Source organism: Streptomyces sp. NPDC047085 (genome assembly GCF_040643735.1).
GTDB lineage: Bacteria > Actinomycetota > Actinomycetes > Streptomycetales > Streptomycetaceae > Streptomyces.
In genome coordinates, this window is sequence record NZ_JBEYUW010000012.1 from 22,615 (window position 1) to 40,783 (window position 18,169).

The window sequence follows — 18,169 nt, forward strand, 5'->3', positions numbered from 1 at the left end:
CCGCTTCCGTCCGCCGGAGCGTGGCCCGGGCCCGGTCCGCCACGGCGGCCGTGCTCAGCGACCTCCGTGCGATCGACGGGGCCCTGTACGCGGCCGTGGCCGCAACCCCCACGCCCACGCTGGACCGCGCGCTGCGGCGGCTGTCGCACGCGGCCGACCACTCGAAGATCTCGCTGACCGCGGCCGCCGGCCTCGCCCTCGCACCGGGCCGTCCCCGTCGCGCGGCGCTGGCCGGGGTCGGCGCGGTCGCGCTGGCCTCGGCGGCCTCGAACCTGTTCGGCAAGCGGATGGTCCGCCGACGGCGGCCCGACCGGGAGAAGGCCCGGGTGGTCGTGGACCGGCACGTGCCCATGCCGAAGTCGGCGTCCTTCCCGTCCGGTCACACGGCGTCGGCGACCGCGTTCGCCACCGCCGTGGGCGTCGTACTGCCCCCGGCCGCGGTGCCGCTCGGGGCGCTGGCGGTCGCCGTGGGCTACTCCCGGGTGCACACGGGCGTGCACTACCCGGGCGACGTCGCGGCCGGCGCGGTCCTCGGCTTCGCGGCCGCGGCCGCGTCCCTGGCGGTCGTGCACGTCCCGCAGCGCGCCTTCAAGCTGTGAGCGGCGACGATGCGGGCGCCCCCGCGCGCGGGGCGGAGAAGTCCTCGAGGCTGCGAACGTACGTCAGACCGGGGCGACCGGAGAGGCGTGTCTCGCCGGTGACGGTGAACCCGGTACGGGCCAGCACGGCTCGGGACGCCGCGTTGTCGAGCCTCGCTGCGGCCCGCAGGGCGGTCAGCCCGTACCTCTCGGCGGCAAGAGCGCAGACCTGACGCACTGCCGAGGTGGCCAGCCCCCGGCCCGCGGCCCGCTCCGCGATCCGATACCCGAGGTCGGCAGCGCCATCAGCCGCGTCCACCAGGTTGACCCGGCCCAGGACGTCGCCCGCGGTGCCGACCAGCACGTGGAACCAGCAGGCCCCGGCCTCCTGCTCGGCCAGCAGGTCACGGAGGCCGTCCTCGAACCGGGCGAAGTAGGCATCGCCTCGGTCCGGGACGGAGGCTGCGAAGTAGGCCCGGTTCTCCTGCTCGAACGTGAGGAGCGCGGGGGCGTGGTCCAGGCGAAGCAGCTGCAGCTCGGGCATGGGGAGGACGGTAGACAGCCGGTCGTCGGCACGCAGCTGGATTACCGACCGCTCAGGTGGCGGGCCTCGACTACGCCTTCTCAGGTGGCGGCGTGCGGTTGTGCCGGGCTGATGCAGTGCACGGCGGTCTGTTCCGCGTGCGGGGCGAGGAGGCCCTGGAGTTCGTACGCCGCGGCCTTGAGGAGGTCGCCGTCCCGGTCGGCGTGGAGGGTTTCGAGGAGGAAGGCGACGTGCGTGGAATCCTCGGTGACGCGTGTGCGGTGGGCGTCGCGGTGGTTCCAGTGACGGGTCAGGACGCCGGTGGTGTCCGCGTAGACGATCTCGCCGGGCTTGGGATGCTCGACGGTGTCGGGCTCGCCGAGCGGGGTGAAGGACTCGGTGCCGTCCGCGTGGCGGATGACGACGTCGCCGGTGACGTGCTCGAGGTCGAAGGCGCCGGCGGGCAGGCCGTGGCGGACGGACACGGCGTTGTAGGAGTCGACGGCGGCGTTGATGCGCGGCAGGGTGCCCTTCTTCAGGAAGCGGCGGCCGAGCGCGTCGACGCTGGGGCGGATGCGTCGGGGGTTGGTGCCGAAGGAGCGGTAGGCGGTGTGCCACGCCTCGATGCGGGGGTCGGTCTCGTCGGCGGGGTGCCAGGTGCCGTCGGCGAGTTGCCGCTCCAGTTCTTCCAGGCAGGCGGCGGTGTGGGGCCAGGGTTCGCGGCCGCGGAGGCCGGTGGCGGTCACCATGGCGATGAGGGTGTCGGGGAAGGCGTTCGCGACGGCGGGGGTGAGGCGGAAGGCAGGCATGGGCGGGGTTCCGTTCCTGCGAGCGTGGGTGCGGGCGGGCGGGCAAAGGGACCGGAGAGGGCCGTCAGCGTGTCCAGGGGCCGATGCGGTCCGTGCGGCGACGCTGTTGGCGTGCGGTGGGGATGTCCAGGCCCTGGCCGCGTGCGGTCAGATGGTCCGCGACGGAGGTGCGGTGCTCGACGGGCTTGTGGTCGTCGTACTTGAACTTGGCCCGTACGTCGCGGACTTCCAGGCGCAGGCCGCGGATGCCGGACAGCATCCGGCCGTACGGGGGCTGGTCGACGACGACGGGGGCGTGGTCGCCGTCGGGCTGGAAGTGGGCGAGCTGGCGGCGCAGCAGTTCGGCCTTGGCCTCGGGGTCGTCGATGACGTCGGCGCGGCAGGTGAACTGGACGGCCGCGTAGTAGCTGGTGGGCACGCCGTCAGTGGGTGGAGTGCCGGCCGGTGCGCGCCACGGGCCGGGGATGAAGGCGTAGTCGCCGATGACGGTGAGGACGACGTTCGGATCGTGCTCGATCGCCTTCCACACCGGGTTGGGGCGGGCGAGGTGGATCAGGAGGTGGCCGTCGTCGGGGACGAAGTGGGTGGGGACGACGGCGGGCGGGTGGCCGGGCAGGCCGTTGACGCTCAGCTGGCCGAAGTCGTGCCCCTCGGCGATCCAGCCCCGCCATTCGGCTTCGTCCAGGCCGGCGTCCCAGGGGTGAACCAGCATGCTGCCCTCCTCGGTTCGTTCGCTGGCGTTTCGCTGATGTGGTGGGTGTTGCGGGTGGGTGGTGGGCCGCGGGCTCGCTCAGGTCAGGGCGAGCAGGCTGACGGCGACGGCGGCGGTGCCCAGCCCGACGAACTGGCCGCGGGCGATGCGCTCGGCGAGGACGCCTCGGGCGAGCAGGACGGTGCCGGCCGGATAGAGAGCGGTGATCACGGCGACGACGGTGAGGTCCCCGCTGCGGGCCGCGAGCAGGAACAGCAGGTTCGCCAGTGAGTCCAGCACACCGGCGGCGGCCGACAGGCCATAGGCGGGCTGCTCGGGGCCCAGCTTGCGGCGCATCAGTCCCGCCGCGGCCAGGGTGACGGCCGAGGAGACCGCCCGGCCCGTGATCAGCGGGGCCACGCCGCTGTCGGACGGCGCCTGGTGCAGAAAGATCAGCTGAAGGGCGATGGCGGCGCCCGCTCCGAGCGCCAGCAGCAGTGCCGTACGCGAGGGGCGTGCCGCGCCCGCGCCGTGTCCGGCGCTGACCAGGACCACCGCCGCCAGAGCGAGCGGCAGACCCAGCAGACCGGCGACGCCCAGGTGCTCGCCCTGCAGCAGACCCACTCCGACGGGCAGCGCGGCGGACACCAGCGCGGTCACGGGCGACAGCACGTTCATCGGGCCGATCGCCAGCGTGCGGTAGAGCAGGGCGAACGCGGCCGCCGAGGCGACCCCGGACACGGCACCCCAGCCGAGGGCCGCAGGGCTGAACGAGGCACCGAGCACCGGCCACAGCAGCAGCTCGACCGCGAGACTGGCCGGGGCCGCGACCATCACGGTGCGCAGCACATGGGCCTTGCGGGCGCCGAGGCCGCCGAGGAAATCGGCGCATCCGTAGGCGAGTGAGCTGCCCAGAGCCAGCACCAGAGCGATCACGACACATCCCTTACCATTCAGTGGAGCGACCACACGGTACAACGGAACGACCGATCCATTCAACCAAACGACCAGGCGGTACATTCAAATGGTCAAGCGGTAATGATCAGGTTGGTAATGGCCCAGCGGTAAGGATGGTGATCTGGTTGGCCGAGACAGCCGGGGCGGCCCTGCGGACGGTCGCGCACAACGTCCGGGCGGCCCGCATCCGCGCGGGCCTGTCCCTGGAGGAACTCAGCAGGCGCGCCCAGGTCAGCAAGGGTGCCCTGGTGGGCCTGGAGAAGGCGCAGGGCAATCCCAACCTGGCCACCCTGGTACGACTGGCCGACACTCTCGGCATCTCGGTGAGCGCACTCATGCAGGGGCCTGCCGAAGGCCGCGTCCGCATCGTGTCCGCCGACACCGTGGCACCCCTGTGGACCGGCGAGCGGGGCGGCGAGGCGCGGCTCATGCTGACGACCTCGGGGCCGGCCCCCGTCGAGGTCTGGCGCTGGCGGCTGGAACCCGACGAGGAATACCCGAGCCACCCCCATCAGGCCGGAGTTGTGGAAACGGTCAGCGTCACCAGCGGCCGGATGACCCTGATCGTCGACGGCACCGAGCACACCCTCGAAGCCGGGCAGACCGCCACCTTCGACGGCGACACCACCCACACCTACCGCGGCTCCGGCACCGAGACCTGCCACCTGATCATGACGGTCCATCTGCCCCCCGGCCCCGCTTCCACCACCTGACCGCACGTCGTGCGCGCGTGGCGTTCCCCACCAGGGATGCGCCGCACGCTATCGACGGCATCACACCCGTCAGGTACGCAGCGCCGAACAACGCGGCAGCTACCGGACGGCCACGGCCGGTGGGCGTTCGCGCAGCGCACCGTAGGCGACGAAGTACGCGGGGACGCGTCGGATCCATCGCGCCCGACTCAGCACGCGTGCCACGCGCCGGGCCCGCTCCGCGCTGCCGAGGGGCGGGCGGCCCTGCAGCACGGGGGCGATGAAGCAGGCGTGGGCCATCCGCTGGAGCGCCTGTGTGGCCACCGTGGTGGGCCGACGCCGGCGCTGCACACTGCGGACGTCGCTCGGGCTCACCGTCCCGCGACGCAGCGGCTCGGCGAGGTAGCGGGCGGCGGCCACCGCGTCCTGGACCGCGAGATTGATCCCGATGCCGAAGACCGGCGACATGGCGTGCGCGGCGTCGCCGATGCACAGCAGGCCGGGACGGTGCCAGCGGCGCAGGCGGTCCAGGCGTACGTCGAGGAGCTTGACCTCGTCCCACGAACGCAGGGCCTTGGTGCGGTCGGCGAGCCAGGGGGCGGCGAGGGAGAAGTCGGCCCGGAAGCGGTCGAGGCCGGCGGCGCGGCGCTGCGGATCGGTGCCCTTGGGGATGAGCGCGGCGCACTGCCAGTACTCGCCGCGGTCGATCATCGCGGTCAGGAAGCGGTCACCGGCGGCGCCGACGAGTCCGCGCGGGTCGCCTTCGTGTCGCGGTATGCGGAACCACCAGGCGTCCATCGGGCACGTGAAGCGGCGCAGGCCCAGTTCGGGCCGGGACCGGGCGAGCGATCCGCGGCCGTCGCAGGCGACGGTGAGGGTCGCGCGCAGTTCGCCGGTGCGGCCGTCGGAGGTCCGGTAGCGCACCCCGGTCACGCGTCCGGATTCGATCAGGAAGGAGGTGGCTTCCGTGTTCATGCGCAGGTCGAAGGACGGTTCGCGCCCCGCCTCGTCCGCGAGGAGGTCCAGCAGGTCCCACTGCGGCACCATCGCCACGTAGTTGTACGGAGGCCGGAGCACCGAGAGGTCCGCGACCGTGACCGCCGAGCGGCCGGTTCCGACGGGCAGCTGGACGGTGGTGACGCGGCGCTGGGGCAACTGGGCGAAGCGTTCGGCCAGGCCCAGGCTGTCCAGGAGCACCAGGGTGGAGGGGTGGACGGTGTCGCCGCGGAAGTCACGCAGGAAGTCGGCGTGCTTCTCCAGCACCGTCACCTCGACGCCGGACCGGGCGAGGAGCAGGGCGAGCACCATGCCCGCGGGGCCGCCGCCGACGACACAGCATGTGGTCCGTTCCATGAGGGCCTGCCCTTCGGGAGAGAAGAAGGCAGTGATTCACCGGCCTGACGACCAGCCTAATTCACCGGTCGATGAATATCGTACTCCTCAGGACATCCGGGATGCAGCCCGCGCGGCCACGCAGGGGTGCAGGGGGCGCCACCTGACCAGGCGCCCCCTGCGCGGCATCACCCTCAGGCTCGGCCGACGAGTTCGTAGCCGGCCTCGTCGACGGCCGCGCGGACGGCCTCCTCGTCGAGCGGCGCGGCGGAGATGACGGTGACCTCTCCGGTCCCGGCGACGGCCGCGACCGAGGTGACGCCGTCCAGCGCCGAGATCTCCTCGGAGACCGCGCCCTCGCAGTGGCCGCAGGTCATGCCGGAGACCTTGTAGACGGTGGTGACGCCGGGAGCCTGGATCTGGAGGGCGGACGGGGCGCCGGAGCCGCAGGATCCGCCACAGCAGGAGCCGGAGCTGTTGATCGTCTCAGAGGTCATGGCTTCTTCCTCGCGTGTGAGTGTGGGTGCAGGGGTGCCACGGGAAGGCGGTCTGACTGGACTGCCTCCCTGCGGAGCACTATACCCCCCAGGGGTACCTAATCGAACGCGAAGGTCCACGCGCGGCGCGGCGTTTCGCATACCCCCCTCGGGAATACTCGGCCGGAGACGGACCGCCTCGGCGAAGGGTGCGCACCATGGATGCGATCGGGCATGCCTTGTCCATCGCCGGCTCGATGACCTGGGAGATCACCTGGGCACTGATCCTCGGCTTCACCCTGTCCGCCGTGGTGCAGGCGGTGGTGCGCCGGGAGACGGTCGTACGACTGCTCGGGGACGACCGGCCCCGTACGCTCGCCCTGTCCGCCGGGCTCGGCGCCGCCTCGTCGTCGTGCTCGTACGCGGCCGTCGCCCTCGCCCGCTCCCTGTTCCGCAAGGGCGCGGACTTCACCGCGGCGATGGCGTTCGAGATCGCCTCGACCAACCTCGTGGTGGAACTGGGCGTGATCCTCGCCCTGTTGATGGGGTGGCAGTTCACCGCCGCCGAGTTCGTCGGCGGACCGATCATGATCGTCGTCCTCGCCGTACTGTTCCGCCTGTTCCTTCGCGAGCGGCTGCTGCGGCGGGCGCACGAGCAGGCCGAACGCGGGCTGACGGGGTCCATGGAGGGGCACGCGGCGATGGACATGTCCGTGCACGGCGAGGGCGGCTTCGTCCGCCGGCTCCTCTCCCGCGACGGGCTCACCTCCGTGTCGCACATCTTCGTCATGGAGTGGGCCGCGATCCTGCGCGACCTGGTGGCGGGGCTGCTGATCGCCGGGGCGATCGCCGCTTGGGTGCCGGACGACTTCTGGCGCACGTTCTTCCTGGCCGACCACCCGCTCGCCGCCAAGGTGATCGGCCCGCTGGTGGGACCGCTCGTGGCGATCGCGACGTTCGTCTGCTCGATCGGCAACGTCCCGCTCGCCGTCGTGCTGTGGAAGGGCGGCATCAGCTTCGGCGGGGTGATCGCCTTCATCTACGCGGACCTGCTGATCCTGCCGATCCTGAACATCTACCGGAAGTACTACGGGGCGAGGATGGCCGCGTTCCTCCTGGTCACGTTCTTCGCCGCGATGGCAGTGGCCGGGTACGTCGTGGAGTTCGCCTTCGGCGGCCTCGGCCTCATCCCCGACCAGGCGAACGCGAGGATCCCCGAGGAGGGCGTCACCTGGAACTACACGAGCTGGCTCAACATCGCCTTCCTGCTCCTGGCCGCCGCCCTGCTGATCCGCTTCCTGCGCACCGGCGGCCCGGCGATGCTGCGGATGATGGGCGGCTCACCCGACGACGCTGAACACGAGCACGACAACACCCGTACGCCCAACGGAAACCGCCACCAATAGCGCGGCCACACACCCCCTCATACACCGCCTCTCACCCTCCCCATGAGCTCGCCGGTGGACACCATGTGGGGGTGGGACCGGGCTGCCGTCGGCGCCATGGGCACCCACCCTCACCGTCGTACCAAGGGCAGGCTTTTCAGGCCGCGCATGACGCGGGACGGCCGTCGGCGGAGGTCCCCGACGGGCACTGCGAGCCGGACGTCTCCCAGTCGGTCGAGCAGCAGTCGAAAGGCCACCAAGCCCTCCATCCTGGCCAGGGCCGCGCCGACGCAGAAGTGCGAGCCGCGGCCGAACGCCAGGTCCGCTCTTCCTGCCGCTTTCCCTGCCAGTCGCGGAGCACCATCGGGGCCTCCCTGCACGAGCGACAGCAGAAGTGCGTCCGTCGGCGGGAACTCGTCGCCCTCACTTTCCGACTGCTCTCGGGGAACGGACAGGAGGCGGGATGGACGGTCTGAATGTGCGCATGCGCGAGGTCGCCTGTCGACATGGCCGCGTTGAGGCCGTACGCGATGTGGATCTCGACGTCGCGGCGGGCGAGCGGGTGGCGCTGACCGGCACCAACGGGTCGGGCAAGACCACGCTGATACGTGCCGTGCTGGGCCTGCACCGCCAAGCCAACGGGCAGATCCTGGTCGGTGGCCGGGGCACCGGCACGGCGGCCGAGTGGGCGTGGCGGCGCCGGGCGTGTGCCTGGATTCCGCAGAAGCCTGCGGTGGGTCGGTTCCCGTTGCTGGGGCGTGAGCTGCTGGCCAGCAGCAGGGCACTGGCCGAAGCGGTTGAGGCGGCGGAGAAGCTGGGCGTCGGCGCGCTCACCGGCCGACCGTTGCACACGCTGTCTGGTGGCCAGTTGCAGCGCATGTATCTGGCCCGCGCGGTCGGGTGCGTTGCGGCCGGAGCCGGGGTGCTGCTGGCTGATGAGCCGACGGCCGCCCTCGACTTCGCCGGGCAGGAGGAGGCGGCAGACGTCCTGCTGTCGCTGCCGGTGACCGTCGTGGTGGTCACGCACGACCGTGCGCTGGCCGACCGCTGCGACCGTGTGCTGGAGATGGCCGCCGGCCGGCTCAGGGAGGTCGGGTGAACAGCCTCGCTTCTGCCGACCTCGGGCAGATGCTGCAACTCGTTCCCGTCCAACGGGCGGGGGTCGCCCTGCTGCTGGCGGCTGCCGGCCTTCCGGTGATCGGTGTCGTGATCGTCGGGCTCGACATCATGCCGGTGCGGTTCGCGATGATGCACGTGGCGCTGCTCGGTATCGCGGTCGGGCTGCTCACGGGGCTGGATCCGATGCTGTGCGCGCTGGTCGCCTGCGCCCTCGCGGGTGCCGGGGTCGCGCCGCTCGCCCGCACCCCGGACGGTCTCGCCGGCGCGATGGGCTTGTTGATGAGTCTTGCGATCGCGGCCGCGCTGTTGGTCCTGGCGGTGTCCGGGGTCAACGCGCAGGGCGCGTTCGCGCTGCTGTGGGGCTCGATCCTGTCCGTGGGCACGTCCGATCTGTGGTTGCTGGGCGTGCTCGCCGTCGTCGTACCTGGCTTGTTCTGGTGGCGTCGCAGGGACCTTGCGCTCCTGCTCTACGACCGTGAACTCGCCCTCTCCTCAGGGGTGCGCGTCGATATGCTCACCGTCCTGCTGCTCGTCCTGGTCGCGGTGTCCGTCGCCGGGGCCCTGAAACTGACTGGCGCGCTGCTCGTCGACGCGTTGACGCTCCTGCCCGCCCTCGCCGCCCGGCGGCTGGGCACGTCCCTGAAGTCCATCACCGTCTGGGCGGTCGGTATCGGCGTCGCCGTGAACCTCACGGGGTTCCTCGTCGCGCTGAAGCTCGACTGGCCGCCCGGGCCCGTGCTCGTCCTGACCGCCGGGGCCCTTGTCCTGGTCGTCCATCTCATCCCTGAACGGAGTATCCGCTCATGGCGCGCACCAGCGTCCGCATCGTCCGTGTCCCTTCCGTCCTCGCACTGAGCCTGAGCACCGCGCTGGCGCTGACCGCCACTGCCTGCGGTTCCGGCAAGGCCGACAGCGGCGGCAAGACCGCGAACGAGAACGGCAGTACCCCTGTCGTCGTGGCCACCACGACCTGGGAGGGCGCCCTCGCCAAGGCCGCCGGCGCGAAGGACGTGAAGGTCATCGTGCCGTCGTCCGTGCAGCACGCCCCGGACTACGACCCCAAGCCGTCCGACCTCGCGGCGGTCGCGGACGCCGACTTCGTGCTGTACGCGTCCTTCGAGCCGTACGCGAAGAAGATCAAGGACGCTGCCGGGTCGAGCGCGAAAATGGTCGAGGTCGACCTCGACAACGGCGCGGACAAGGCGAGCGCCGAAGTCATGCGGCTGGGCAAGCTGTTCGGTACCCAGCGCGCCGCCGCGAAGTGGGACACGTCCTTCAAGAGTGAGTACGGCACGCTGCAGAAGGGGCTGAGGACCGCGTGGCCGGGCGGCAAGGCGCCGGCCGTCGTCGCGCAGGTCTTCTCCGTCTGGTCGGCGAGGATGGCGGGCGCGGAGTTGCGCGGCACGTACGGGCCTCAGGCCGTGACCGCCAAGCAGCTGTCGGACCTGGAGAAGAAGAAGCCCGCGTACGTGCTCGACAACGTGCACATGACGACGGGCACGGTGCTGCCTGACTCGGGGGCCAAGCAGGTGGAGATCGTCAACTATCCGGGCAAGGACCTGGACCTGATGGCGGTCTACAAGAACGCCGCAGAGACCATCAAGAAGGCGATGGCCTCCTCTGCCTGACGCGTTCGTCGGGACGTGAGCGCGGGCCGCCCGGGGATTCCGGGCGGCCCGCGCTCGTATGGTCAGACGGCTTGTGTGAGGGACTCCGGCGTCTGTGCGGTGCACCGCTCACGCAGCAGCGCCCGGTCCGGCTTTCCCGCTGGTGTGAGTGGCAACTCCGGCAGAATCAAGAGGCGTTCGGGGTGCTTGCGGGGCTCCAGGCCGCGTGCGTCCAGGTGTGCGCACAACTCCTTGAGGGTGGGCCTCTGCCCCCGCGGAACGACGCAGGCGGCCAGCCGTTCGCCCATCAGCGGATCGGGTACGCCGACGCACACCACGTCCCGTACGAGCGGATGCGCCGCCAGCTCGATCTCCACCTCGGCCGGGCTGATGTTGGCCCCGCCCCGGATGACCACGTCCTTCAGGCGCCCGACGAGCCGCAGGCTTCCGTCCTCCTCGATGAGCCCGAGGTCGCCGGTGCGCACCCAGCCGTCGGCCGCACGGTAGCGGGCGTCGAGGTCGGGGGCGGCGACGTAGCACAGCGGGGTCATCGGGCCGCGGGCGACGATCTCGCCGACGGAGCCGCGCGGCGCCTCCTCCAGTTCGGATGTGCCGGGGACGACGACGCGGATGTCGGCGACGTGCGGATCCGGGTGGCCGGCCAGGATGCCCGGCCCCTTTCCGCGCAGGGGCTCGTCCGACAGCCCGGTGTGGCAGTTGACGCCGTCGGCCGAGCCGTAGAGGTTCACGACCGGGCAGCCGAAGACCTGGCGGGCTTCCTCGGCCGTGGCTTCGTCCAGCGGTGAGCCGCCGACGATGACAGCCGTCGGGGGACTGAAGGCGGGGTGGTGCCCGTCTGCGATCCGGTCCAGCATCATCCGGATCATCGTCGGGACGCCCAGGACGTGGGTGGGCTCGTGCGCGGCGAGGGCGTCCAGGGCGGCCTCGGGCGTGAAGTGGTCGAGCAGGATGAGCGTGCCGCCGTGCCGGGCGAGCGTGACGGCGGTGCCGTTGCTGCCGAAGGCGGAGGCCAGCGGCACGAGGAAGAGGCAGCGCGGCGGCTGCCCGTCCGGCATGAGCGAGGCGAGGAAGTTGCCGCGGCCGCCGGCCAGTGCGTTGTGCGAGTACGCCACCATCTTCGGCTCGGCCTCGGAGCCGGAGGAGACGAGGATGCGGGCGGCCGAGTCGGGGTGAGGCCGGGCCGGGACGAACGATTTGGGGTCGGTGCGCAGCAGCGTGGAGAAGGAGACCGCCCCCTCCGGGGCGCCGGGCCCGGCGGCGATCACCGTGCGCAGGGCGGGGAGTTCGGCAGCAAGCGTGAGCAGGCCGGCTGCGTGGTGATTGCCGCGGTGCTCGGTGGCGGCGATCACCGCGACGGCCTCCGACCGGCGCAGCAGCGAGGTCGCCTCGCGACCGCCACGGCCGACCGGGAAGGGGAGCGCGACGGCACCCAGCGCGGCCAGCGCGAGGTCGGCGATGACGGCATTGCGTCCGCTGGGTAGTTGTATGCCGACCACGTCACCGGTGCGTATGCCGAGCCCGGACAGCCCCGCGGCCAGACATCGCGCCTTGCGGTCGAGGGCGGTGTAGCAGAGCTTGCCCTTGGCGTCGATGACCGCGGTGCGGTGCAGGTCGGCGATCTGGCGGGCGCGGTAGAGGCTGTAGAGGTCCAGGTCGGGGCAGGTGCCGTCGACGGCCCAGGTGCGGCGCAGCTCGGCGGGCAGCAGGTCGTGCAGGTCCACGGTCATGCGAAGCTCCAGGGGGCCGGGACGGCGGGGGCGCCGTGCGCGTCGCGGCTGATCGGGCCGGTGGAGAGCAGGTCGGCGAGGTCGGTGACGACCGGGACGGCGGCCAGGCCACGGTCGAGCAGCCGTTCCAGCGCCTGCTCGGTGGACAGGTCGTGCACGTCGTAGGGGATTGCGGAGTGGTCGGCGAGGGCGATCCAGCCGTCGGCGGTCCGCATCGGACGGCGGAACCCAGCCGGTTGGCGCGGGTCGAGTCCCTGCGCGGCCCGGGCCCGGTGGGGTGCGGTGAGCACGTCGGCGGCGCCGAGCAGCGACGAGTCGACGCGAACCCCGCGTCCTGTGCGCTCCCGCAGCAGCAGTCCCGCCAGGATCGCCTCGGCGCCGAGCAGGCCGCCGAGCACGTCGAGCAGCGTCATCAGGGACGGCGCGGGCGCCTCGTCGGCCGGTCGTACGGCCTCGCCCACCCCGGTGCGGGCCTGCACCATGAAGTCCGTGCCCATGGGGGCGTCGGGCAGTCGGTCGGCCCAGCCGCTGGTGTACGCGTAGACGAGTGCGGGGTTGGCGGCCGTCAGGTGCTCGTGGTCGAGGCCGAGCTGGGCGGCCTTGCCCGGTGCCCAGTTGTGCAGGAACACGTCCGCGTCGGCGGCCATCCCGCGCAGCAGTCCCCGGTCCGCTGCGGACTTGATGTCCACCTCTACGGCCTTCTTGCCCCGGTTCAGGGCCAGCCAGCGCGCCGAGACGCCCGAGCAGGCGGGCGGCATCCCGCGCAACGGGTCGCCGCCCGGCGGCTCGATCCGGATCACCTCAGCGCCCAGCAGCCCGAGGAGGTGAGCGGCGAGCGGGGCCTGGATACGCCGCCCGGCTTCGAGGACGGTGAATCCGGCGAGCGGCAGGTCGGCGTCGGAGGCGCTGCCGGGGGTGTACGCCGCCATACCGTGCGGCGTCAGCTCCCAGGGCGCCGCGCCGTCGTACTCGGCCGCCCGCTCGGCGAGCGAGCGCAACGGGCACAGATCGGCGCCGGACACCTCGGCGGCGTACCGGATCCGCTCCCAGGAGTGCGCTCGCACCGCCTCGTGCAGTGCCTGCGGGAAAGGCGCGCAGGCCGTGGCGTACCGGAACTGGAAGGGCCGCCACCCCCGGCGTATCGATTCTTCGGGGGCCTCGAGGGTGCGCCAGAACGATGCCCACACGCCCGGGTCGAGGGTCTCCAGCTCGAAGACGGCCCCGTCGGCCGACGTGAACGGCGGGCCTCCGGGGGCGATTTCGGCTGCCTCGCCCTCCTCGGCCCCGGCGGCGGCCAGGTACTGGGAGACGGTGAGCAGCCCGGCTCGCTCGGCGCTGACCTCGACCTCGGTGACGTGCCGGCCGCGCGCTCGCGCCAGCAGGCCGGCGAGCAGACCCTGCACGGTAAGGACACCGGTCGCGGTGGCGGCATAGTCGACGGCGAGGCCGCGCGGGGCGCCGTCGCGGCGGCCGTGCACAGCCATCATGCCGGTGGCCGCCTGGGCGGTGGCCTCGTCGGTGGCCGTCTCGCCCCACGTGGTGCGGGCCGTGACGCCGCCGATGTCGCGTCCGGTGACGGTCAGCCGGCTGCCGGAGCCGCCGTCGGTCTCGGCGCCCAACAGTCGCAGATGCTCCGCGACGAGGCCGTCCGCCGGGCCCGGCGGACCAGAGCGTTCCAGACGAAGGCCGTCGAACGGACTGGCCGTCCGCGCGACGGCCGGTATGGCTGGAGTTGCCATGCCTCTCCTTTCCTGACGCGCGGGAACCCGGGGACGGTCGCCCCCGACCTGTTCCACGGAAGAGGGAGTCGGACGGCCGGCGGCCGGGGTTCCCGCGGACTTCGAGGAAAGTGACGGACACCCGTATGGAGGCCATCACCGGAACGCCCCAATGCCCGGCGGAGGCAGTGGAGGTGAGGGATCGCGTCGCGGAGTTCGTGGGCGGCCGGGTGGTGCCCTGCGAGCCCGTGCTGAACGCCGGTGGTGCGGAGGCCGCCGCCGTGATGGGCAGGCTCCAGGGCGAGGCGAAGGCCGAGGGGCTGTGGGCGCTGCCGCTTCCCGCGGAGCTCGGCGGACAGGGCCTGCCGTTGAGGTCGTATGCGCATGTCGCCGAGGCCGAGGGCGCCAGCGACCACGGCCCGGCCGCTCTCGGCGCGGCACCCCTCCTCGACGTGCTGATGCTGTGGCGGCACGGCAGCCCCACGGTCCGTGAGCGATACGCCGAGCGCCTGGTCGCCGGGGACGTACGGGCCTGCTACGCCATGACCGAGCCCGAGACGCCCGGCACCGACCCCTTCCTCACCACCACGCGTGCCGTACCCGGAGACGACGGCACATGGCGCGTGAGTGGCCGCAAGTGGTTCACCAGCGGTGCTGCCGACGCCGACCTCGTCACGGTGCTCGCCCGCACGGACGGCACACCACCAGACCGCGAAGGGTTGTCGCTGTTCCTGGTGCCCACCCGCTCGCAGGGCTTCCGTGTCGTCCGGGAGCTGCCGGTGCTCGGCGCGGGCGGGCAGTGGGAGATCGAACTGGACGGGGTCGTGGTCGACGGCGACCACCTGATCGGCGAGCGCGGCAAGGCGCTGGATGTCGCCGGCGAGCGACTCCAACTCGGTCGCACGCTGCGGTGTCTGCGCTGGCTGGGGCAGGCGGGGCGGGCCTTCGAGCTGATGCGCTCGCGCGCCATGACCCGTACCCGGTCCCGCGGCCCGCTCGGAGACCTCCAGCTCGTCCAGCGCCACGTCTTCGAGTCCCTGCTCGCACTGCGCACCACCCGCCCGCTGGTGTACGAGGCCGTGGCACGGCTGGAGGCCGGCCTCGATGCCCATGTGGAGGTGGGTCTCGCCAAGGTGGCCGCGGCTCGCACGCTCCAGGAGGTGGCCGACGCGGCGATCCAGGTGTACGGCGCGGCCGGCCTCGGCCCGGACACCGCCCTGCCCTCCCTGTTCCGCACCGGGAGGGCGGCCCGGATCCTCGACGGGCCGGACGAACTGCACATCACTTCGGTCGCGCGACGGGTGCTCCGCGCCACCTAGGCTTCATGCGGGCTGACCAGGCCGGTGAGTGCGGCAAGGGCGTAGGCGAGGAAGAAGTCTCCCCAGATCAGCTCGTGTCGAGTCGCGGTACTGGAGGCGAGGTCGTAGCAGCCGTTCAGGAGACGGCCGTCGGCCGACAGATGTGCGTGGACCAACTCGTCGAGCAGTGCGACGGCCCTGTCCGTGTGGCCGAGCTTGAGCAGCGCGACGGCGGTGATGGCGGCGGCGGACGTGTCGAGTGGGCTCTCCGGGTGCCCTTCGTCGGCCGGCGGTACGGCATCCGCGCCCGCCAAGTGGCGTATGCCGTCCTTGAGATCGTTGGCCTCAAGACGGTGTACGGCGTCAGCCACGGCCAGCAGCAGCCAGGCCCGGCCCCGGCTCCAGCCGGGCGGTGGATCGTCACAGGGCGTCCAGCCCCCGGGGCGCTCGTACCGCCAGGACCAGCGGACCCCGTGCTTGCCGAGGCAGAGTTCGAGGTGGTGGCGCAGATGGGACTCGGCTGCCCGCTCGTCAACCGTGGCCAGCAAAGGCACCATGCCAGGAACGCCGTCCACACGGGCCAGGAGGCGGGGGCCGCCGAACGCCGAGCCCCAGGGGACCAGGCCGAGTTCACCGTCGTACGCGTCCCGGCAGGCATGGGCCACCCGGTCTCGTAGGACGGCGGCCTCCGGAGTGTCGGCGAGCGCGGCCCCGTACCAGAAGATCAGACCGCGCGTGGCTGTGTCGGCGTCCACCCAGTAAGCGAGCCGATCGGTGCACCGCACCGCGGCCTCGCGGTCGCCCGCGTCCCCCGTATGCCGGGCGCGCAGCCACAGCAGCCCTGCCCAGAAGCCGCCCGTCCAAGAGCCCCGGCCGGTCGTCGTCCACCGGCCGGTGCTGGGATCTGCGAACAATGGGAATCGGTCCGCGACTTGGGCGCTCGTGACTGCGGCCCGCTCGAGGACGGACTCCAAGGCGGTCCGGGCCCAGCGCGGAACACCGGTTTCGCTTCGAGCCTGCGATGTGCTCATCGCCGTACGGCCGAACGCCGGTCCCGCACTGCCCACACCAGCGCCACCGTGCACGCCCCCACGAACTCGCCCGCGACCAGCAGCCACCCCGTCCCGTACCGCCCGGCGTCCGCCAGCAGTCCGAACAGGGGCGGGCCGATCGCGAACCCGGCGAAGAAGCCGGCCGAGACCAGCGCCGAGTCCTGTCCGGCCCGGCCAGGTGCCGCACGCTGCATCACCAGGACCATGGAGACCGCGTTGGCGGACACCGCGAAGGTGCCGACGGCCAGCGCCGCGACCCACGCCAGCGGGTGCGCGTACGACGAGGCCGCCAGCAGCAGCGCGGCTCCCACCGCACCGGCGGCCAGGCCGCCCGGCAGCCACACCCCCCGGCCCGGCTGCCCCGCCACCTTCGACAAGCCCACCCGCCCGGCGATGCCCGCGATGCCCAGCACCGCCACCAGCGCAGCGGCCGCGGTCGGCCCGAGCCCGAGCCGCCGCGTGCCGTACAGCGCCATATATGTGTTCACCGACGCGATGCCGCAGCCCAGCAGCAGAGAGAAGACGGCCAGCCAGGCGATCATGCCGCGCGGGACCCACGCGGCGGGCGCGGCCTTCGGCGGTGGGTCGGCGGGCAAGGTGCGAGCCGCCCAGACTGCCGCCACCACGGCCGCCGCAGCCGCCGTCCACACCGCGCCCCGCCAGCCCGCCGCCCCGGCCAGCGCCGCCAGCGGCAGCCCGGCCGCGAACGCGCCCAGCTGCACCCCGGACTGCTTCATCCCGGTCACCGAGCCACGTCGCTCCGCCGGTACGGCGGCCAGGATCGCCTTGTTCGTGGCGGGGTTCGCCAGTGCTTGCGGGAGCCCGCCCAGCGCAACCGCCGCCAGCAGGAACGCGGCGTCCGGCGCCGACCCGATCAGCGCCAGCGCCACCGCCGACACCAGCAGCAGCGCGACCAGGCAGCGGCGCGGACCCAGCCGGTCCACCACACGCCCGCCCGTCGGCGAGAGCACGGCCGCGGCGCCGAAGCCGACGGTCGTCGTCAACCCCAGCACGGTCGGCGACACCTTCAGGTCGTCCACGAGCCGCGGCCCGAGCGCGCCGAGCAGGAAGAGCTGCATCATCGAGAAGGCCATGGCGCAGGTCAGCAGTGCGGTCATGGCACTGGTCGGCTGCGCCGGGCCGCTCCCGCCCGCCGTCCGGACCGGACTCTGGGGCTGACTCTGATCCGCGGCCACCGCTCCTCCTCCCGCCCCGGACATCAGCGGGGCTTTCAACGGGCCTTGGAGAGAAGTCGGGCGCAATCACGGGCGAGTTCCGGCCTGTTGCTGTGGCCTGGATCACATGGCACGGTGTGAGGGCGCGTCAGACCGATGTCCGTACCCTCCAGTGATCATCGAGGCGCGGATGCGAGGATGGGGCCGCTATGACGACAGGGTGGTGTTCTCGCACAGTTCGGGCCGCGGTGTTCGCGGCCGTCTGTGTGCTGCTCGCCGCCCTGGGCCACATCATGATGTCGGGAACCGCGGTGCCCTGGTGGGCCATGACCGCGGGTGCTGCGGCGACCGGCGGTACGGCCTGGCTGCTGGCCGACCGGGAACGCGGGCCGCTGCTCGTCGTCTCCGTCACGGTGGCCGCCCAGGCCGTACTCCACTCGTCGTTCGCTCTCGCTCAGGCCGTCGTACACCCGGCACCGTCCGGCGGGACATCGCTGGCCCGGCAGTGGCTCACCTACCTCGCATGCGACCCGATGCCGTCGGCGTCGGGCGCGGAGCATCACGCCATGTCGGGGTCGATGAGTTCCATGGACCACGGGATGGCGGCCATGCACTCCATGGGCTCGATGGACCACATGGGGTCCCCGGCCTCCCTCGGCCATGACATGGGCGGAATGTCCGCGACCGGCATGCTCGCCGCCCACCTGCTGGCCGCACTGCTGTGCGGCCTGTGGCTGGCCCATGGCGAACGTGCCGCCTTCCGGATCCTGCGGGCCGTCGCCGGCTGGCTCTTCGCACCGCTGAGCCTGCTGTTCCGGTTGCCCGCACCGCCGCACCGGCCGCGTGTCCGCGCCCGCCGAGCGACGTCGGACCGGGCACCGCGCCGCCTTCTCCTCTCCCACGCGATCACTTCTCGGGGTCCGCCCGCCGGGGTCGCTGTCGCCTGACGACAGCTGGTTCCCCGAGGTCGGTCCACTACCCACAGCCGTCGAGCCGTCGGTTCTCCGCC

The 18,169-nt window shown here is 72.4% G+C and carries 18 protein-coding genes; 8 read left to right on the forward strand and 10 right to left on the reverse strand.

The features are described 5' to 3' along the window. The first annotated feature begins 20 nt into the window (after positions 1-20). Positions 21-599 carry a phosphatase PAP2 family protein gene (locus ABZ865_RS32125; protein ID WP_361238815.1) on the forward strand — a complete coding sequence of 193 codons (579 nt, stop codon included), beginning with the start codon at positions 21-23 and terminating at the stop codon, positions 597-599. On the opposite strand, the gene ABZ865_RS32130 is transcribed toward ABZ865_RS32125, so the two are convergent. The 4 genes from ABZ865_RS32130 to ABZ865_RS32145 all read right to left on the reverse strand — a co-directional run bounded on the left by ABZ865_RS32130 (position 589) and on the right by ABZ865_RS32145 (position 3,537). Beyond that, positions 589-1,122, reverse strand: a complete 534-nt coding sequence (locus tag ABZ865_RS32130) for a GNAT family N-acetyltransferase (protein ID WP_361238160.1) — start codon at positions 1,120-1,122, stop codon at positions 589-591. The two genes, ABZ865_RS32125 and ABZ865_RS32130, sit on opposite strands and share 11 nt — an antisense overlap. Before the next feature lie 80 nt (positions 1,123-1,202). Beyond that, complete coding sequence (locus ABZ865_RS32135) at positions 1,203-1,910, reverse strand: phenylalanine--tRNA ligase beta subunit-related protein (protein WP_361238163.1); 708 nt, start codon at positions 1,908-1,910, stop codon at positions 1,203-1,205. A 64-nt stretch (positions 1,911-1,974) separates the two neighbouring features. Further along, positions 1,975-2,622 carry an FMN-binding negative transcriptional regulator gene (locus tag ABZ865_RS32140; RefSeq protein ID WP_361238165.1) on the reverse strand — a complete coding sequence of 216 codons (648 nt, stop codon included), beginning with the start codon at positions 2,620-2,622 and terminating at the stop codon, positions 1,975-1,977. Positions 2,623-2,700: 78 nt separating this feature from the next. Beyond that, positions 2,701-3,537, reverse strand: a complete 837-nt coding sequence (locus ABZ865_RS32145; RefSeq protein ID WP_361238168.1) for an EamA family transporter — start codon at positions 3,535-3,537, stop codon at positions 2,701-2,703. A gap of 146 nt (positions 3,538-3,683) precedes the next feature. Between ABZ865_RS32145 and ABZ865_RS32150 the strand changes: the two genes are divergently transcribed. Next, positions 3,684-4,271, forward strand: coding sequence for an XRE family transcriptional regulator (locus tag ABZ865_RS32150; protein WP_361238171.1), 588 nt, complete (start codon positions 3,684-3,686; stop codon positions 4,269-4,271). A gap of 99 nt (positions 4,272-4,370) precedes the next feature. On the opposite strand, the gene ABZ865_RS32155 is transcribed toward ABZ865_RS32150, so the two are convergent. Beyond that, positions 4,371-5,603 carry an FAD-dependent oxidoreductase gene (locus tag ABZ865_RS32155; RefSeq protein WP_361238174.1) on the reverse strand — a complete coding sequence of 411 codons (1,233 nt, stop codon included), beginning with the start codon at positions 5,601-5,603 and terminating at the stop codon, positions 4,371-4,373. Between the two features lie 173 nt (positions 5,604-5,776). Next, positions 5,777-6,079, reverse strand: coding sequence for a heavy-metal-associated domain-containing protein (locus tag ABZ865_RS32160; protein WP_361238177.1), 303 nt, complete (start codon positions 6,077-6,079; stop codon positions 5,777-5,779). A 197-nt stretch (positions 6,080-6,276) separates the two neighbouring features. Here ABZ865_RS32160 and ABZ865_RS32165 point away from each other — a divergent pair, with 197 nt between their 5' ends. The 4 genes from ABZ865_RS32165 to ABZ865_RS32180 all read left to right on the forward strand — a co-directional run bounded on the left by ABZ865_RS32165 (position 6,277) and on the right by ABZ865_RS32180 (position 10,190). Continuing rightward, positions 6,277-7,464: a permease gene (locus ABZ865_RS32165; protein WP_361238180.1), complete on the forward strand. Its 1,188-nt coding sequence runs from the start codon at positions 6,277-6,279 to the stop codon at positions 7,462-7,464. Between the two features lie 442 nt (positions 7,465-7,906). Then, positions 7,907-8,542 carry an ABC transporter ATP-binding protein gene (locus ABZ865_RS32170; protein ID WP_361238183.1) on the forward strand — a complete coding sequence of 212 codons (636 nt, stop codon included), beginning with the start codon at positions 7,907-7,909 and terminating at the stop codon, positions 8,540-8,542. Then, the gene (locus ABZ865_RS32175; protein ID WP_361238186.1) at positions 8,539-9,417 is read left to right on the forward strand and encodes a metal ABC transporter permease; all 879 of its coding nucleotides are present in this window, start codon (positions 8,539-8,541) and stop codon (positions 9,415-9,417) included. The genes ABZ865_RS32170 and ABZ865_RS32175 overlap by 4 nt, the downstream gene beginning before the upstream one ends. Beyond that, entirely contained in the window at positions 9,366-10,190 is an 825-nt protein-coding gene (locus ABZ865_RS32180) for a zinc ABC transporter substrate-binding protein (RefSeq protein ID WP_361238188.1), read from the forward strand. Before ABZ865_RS32175 ends, ABZ865_RS32180 begins: the two co-directional genes overlap by 52 nt. Before the next feature lie 62 nt (positions 10,191-10,252). On the opposite strand, the gene ABZ865_RS32185 is transcribed toward ABZ865_RS32180, so the two are convergent. Further along, positions 10,253-11,917 carry a class I adenylate-forming enzyme family protein gene (locus ABZ865_RS32185; protein WP_361238191.1) on the reverse strand — a complete coding sequence of 555 codons (1,665 nt, stop codon included), beginning with the start codon at positions 11,915-11,917 and terminating at the stop codon, positions 10,253-10,255. Then, positions 11,914-13,656, reverse strand: a complete 1,743-nt coding sequence (locus tag ABZ865_RS32190) for a CoA transferase (RefSeq protein ID WP_361238194.1) — start codon at positions 13,654-13,656, stop codon at positions 11,914-11,916. Before ABZ865_RS32190 ends, ABZ865_RS32185 begins: the two co-directional genes overlap by 4 nt. A gap of 125 nt (positions 13,657-13,781) precedes the next feature. Here ABZ865_RS32190 and ABZ865_RS32195 point away from each other — a divergent pair, with 125 nt between their 5' ends. Further along, entirely contained in the window at positions 13,782-14,954 is a 1,173-nt protein-coding gene (locus tag ABZ865_RS32195; protein ID WP_361238818.1) for an acyl-CoA dehydrogenase family protein, read from the forward strand. Here the strand turns inward: ABZ865_RS32195 and ABZ865_RS32200 are convergent. Beyond that, positions 14,951-15,847, reverse strand: a complete 897-nt coding sequence (locus ABZ865_RS32200) for a sugar ABC transporter permease (RefSeq protein ID WP_361238197.1) — start codon at positions 15,845-15,847, stop codon at positions 14,951-14,953. The genes ABZ865_RS32195 and ABZ865_RS32200 overlap by 4 nt on opposite strands. 113 nt (positions 15,848-15,960) lie before the next feature. Beyond that, positions 15,961-17,103, reverse strand: a complete 1,143-nt coding sequence (locus tag ABZ865_RS32205; protein ID WP_361238200.1) for an MFS transporter — start codon at positions 17,101-17,103, stop codon at positions 15,961-15,963. A gap of 266 nt (positions 17,104-17,369) precedes the next feature. Here ABZ865_RS32205 and ABZ865_RS32210 point away from each other — a divergent pair, with 266 nt between their 5' ends. Next, the gene (locus ABZ865_RS32210; protein WP_361238203.1) at positions 17,370-18,107 is read left to right on the forward strand and encodes a hypothetical protein; all 738 of its coding nucleotides are present in this window, start codon (positions 17,370-17,372) and stop codon (positions 18,105-18,107) included. Positions 18,108-18,169: the final 62 nt, after the last annotated feature.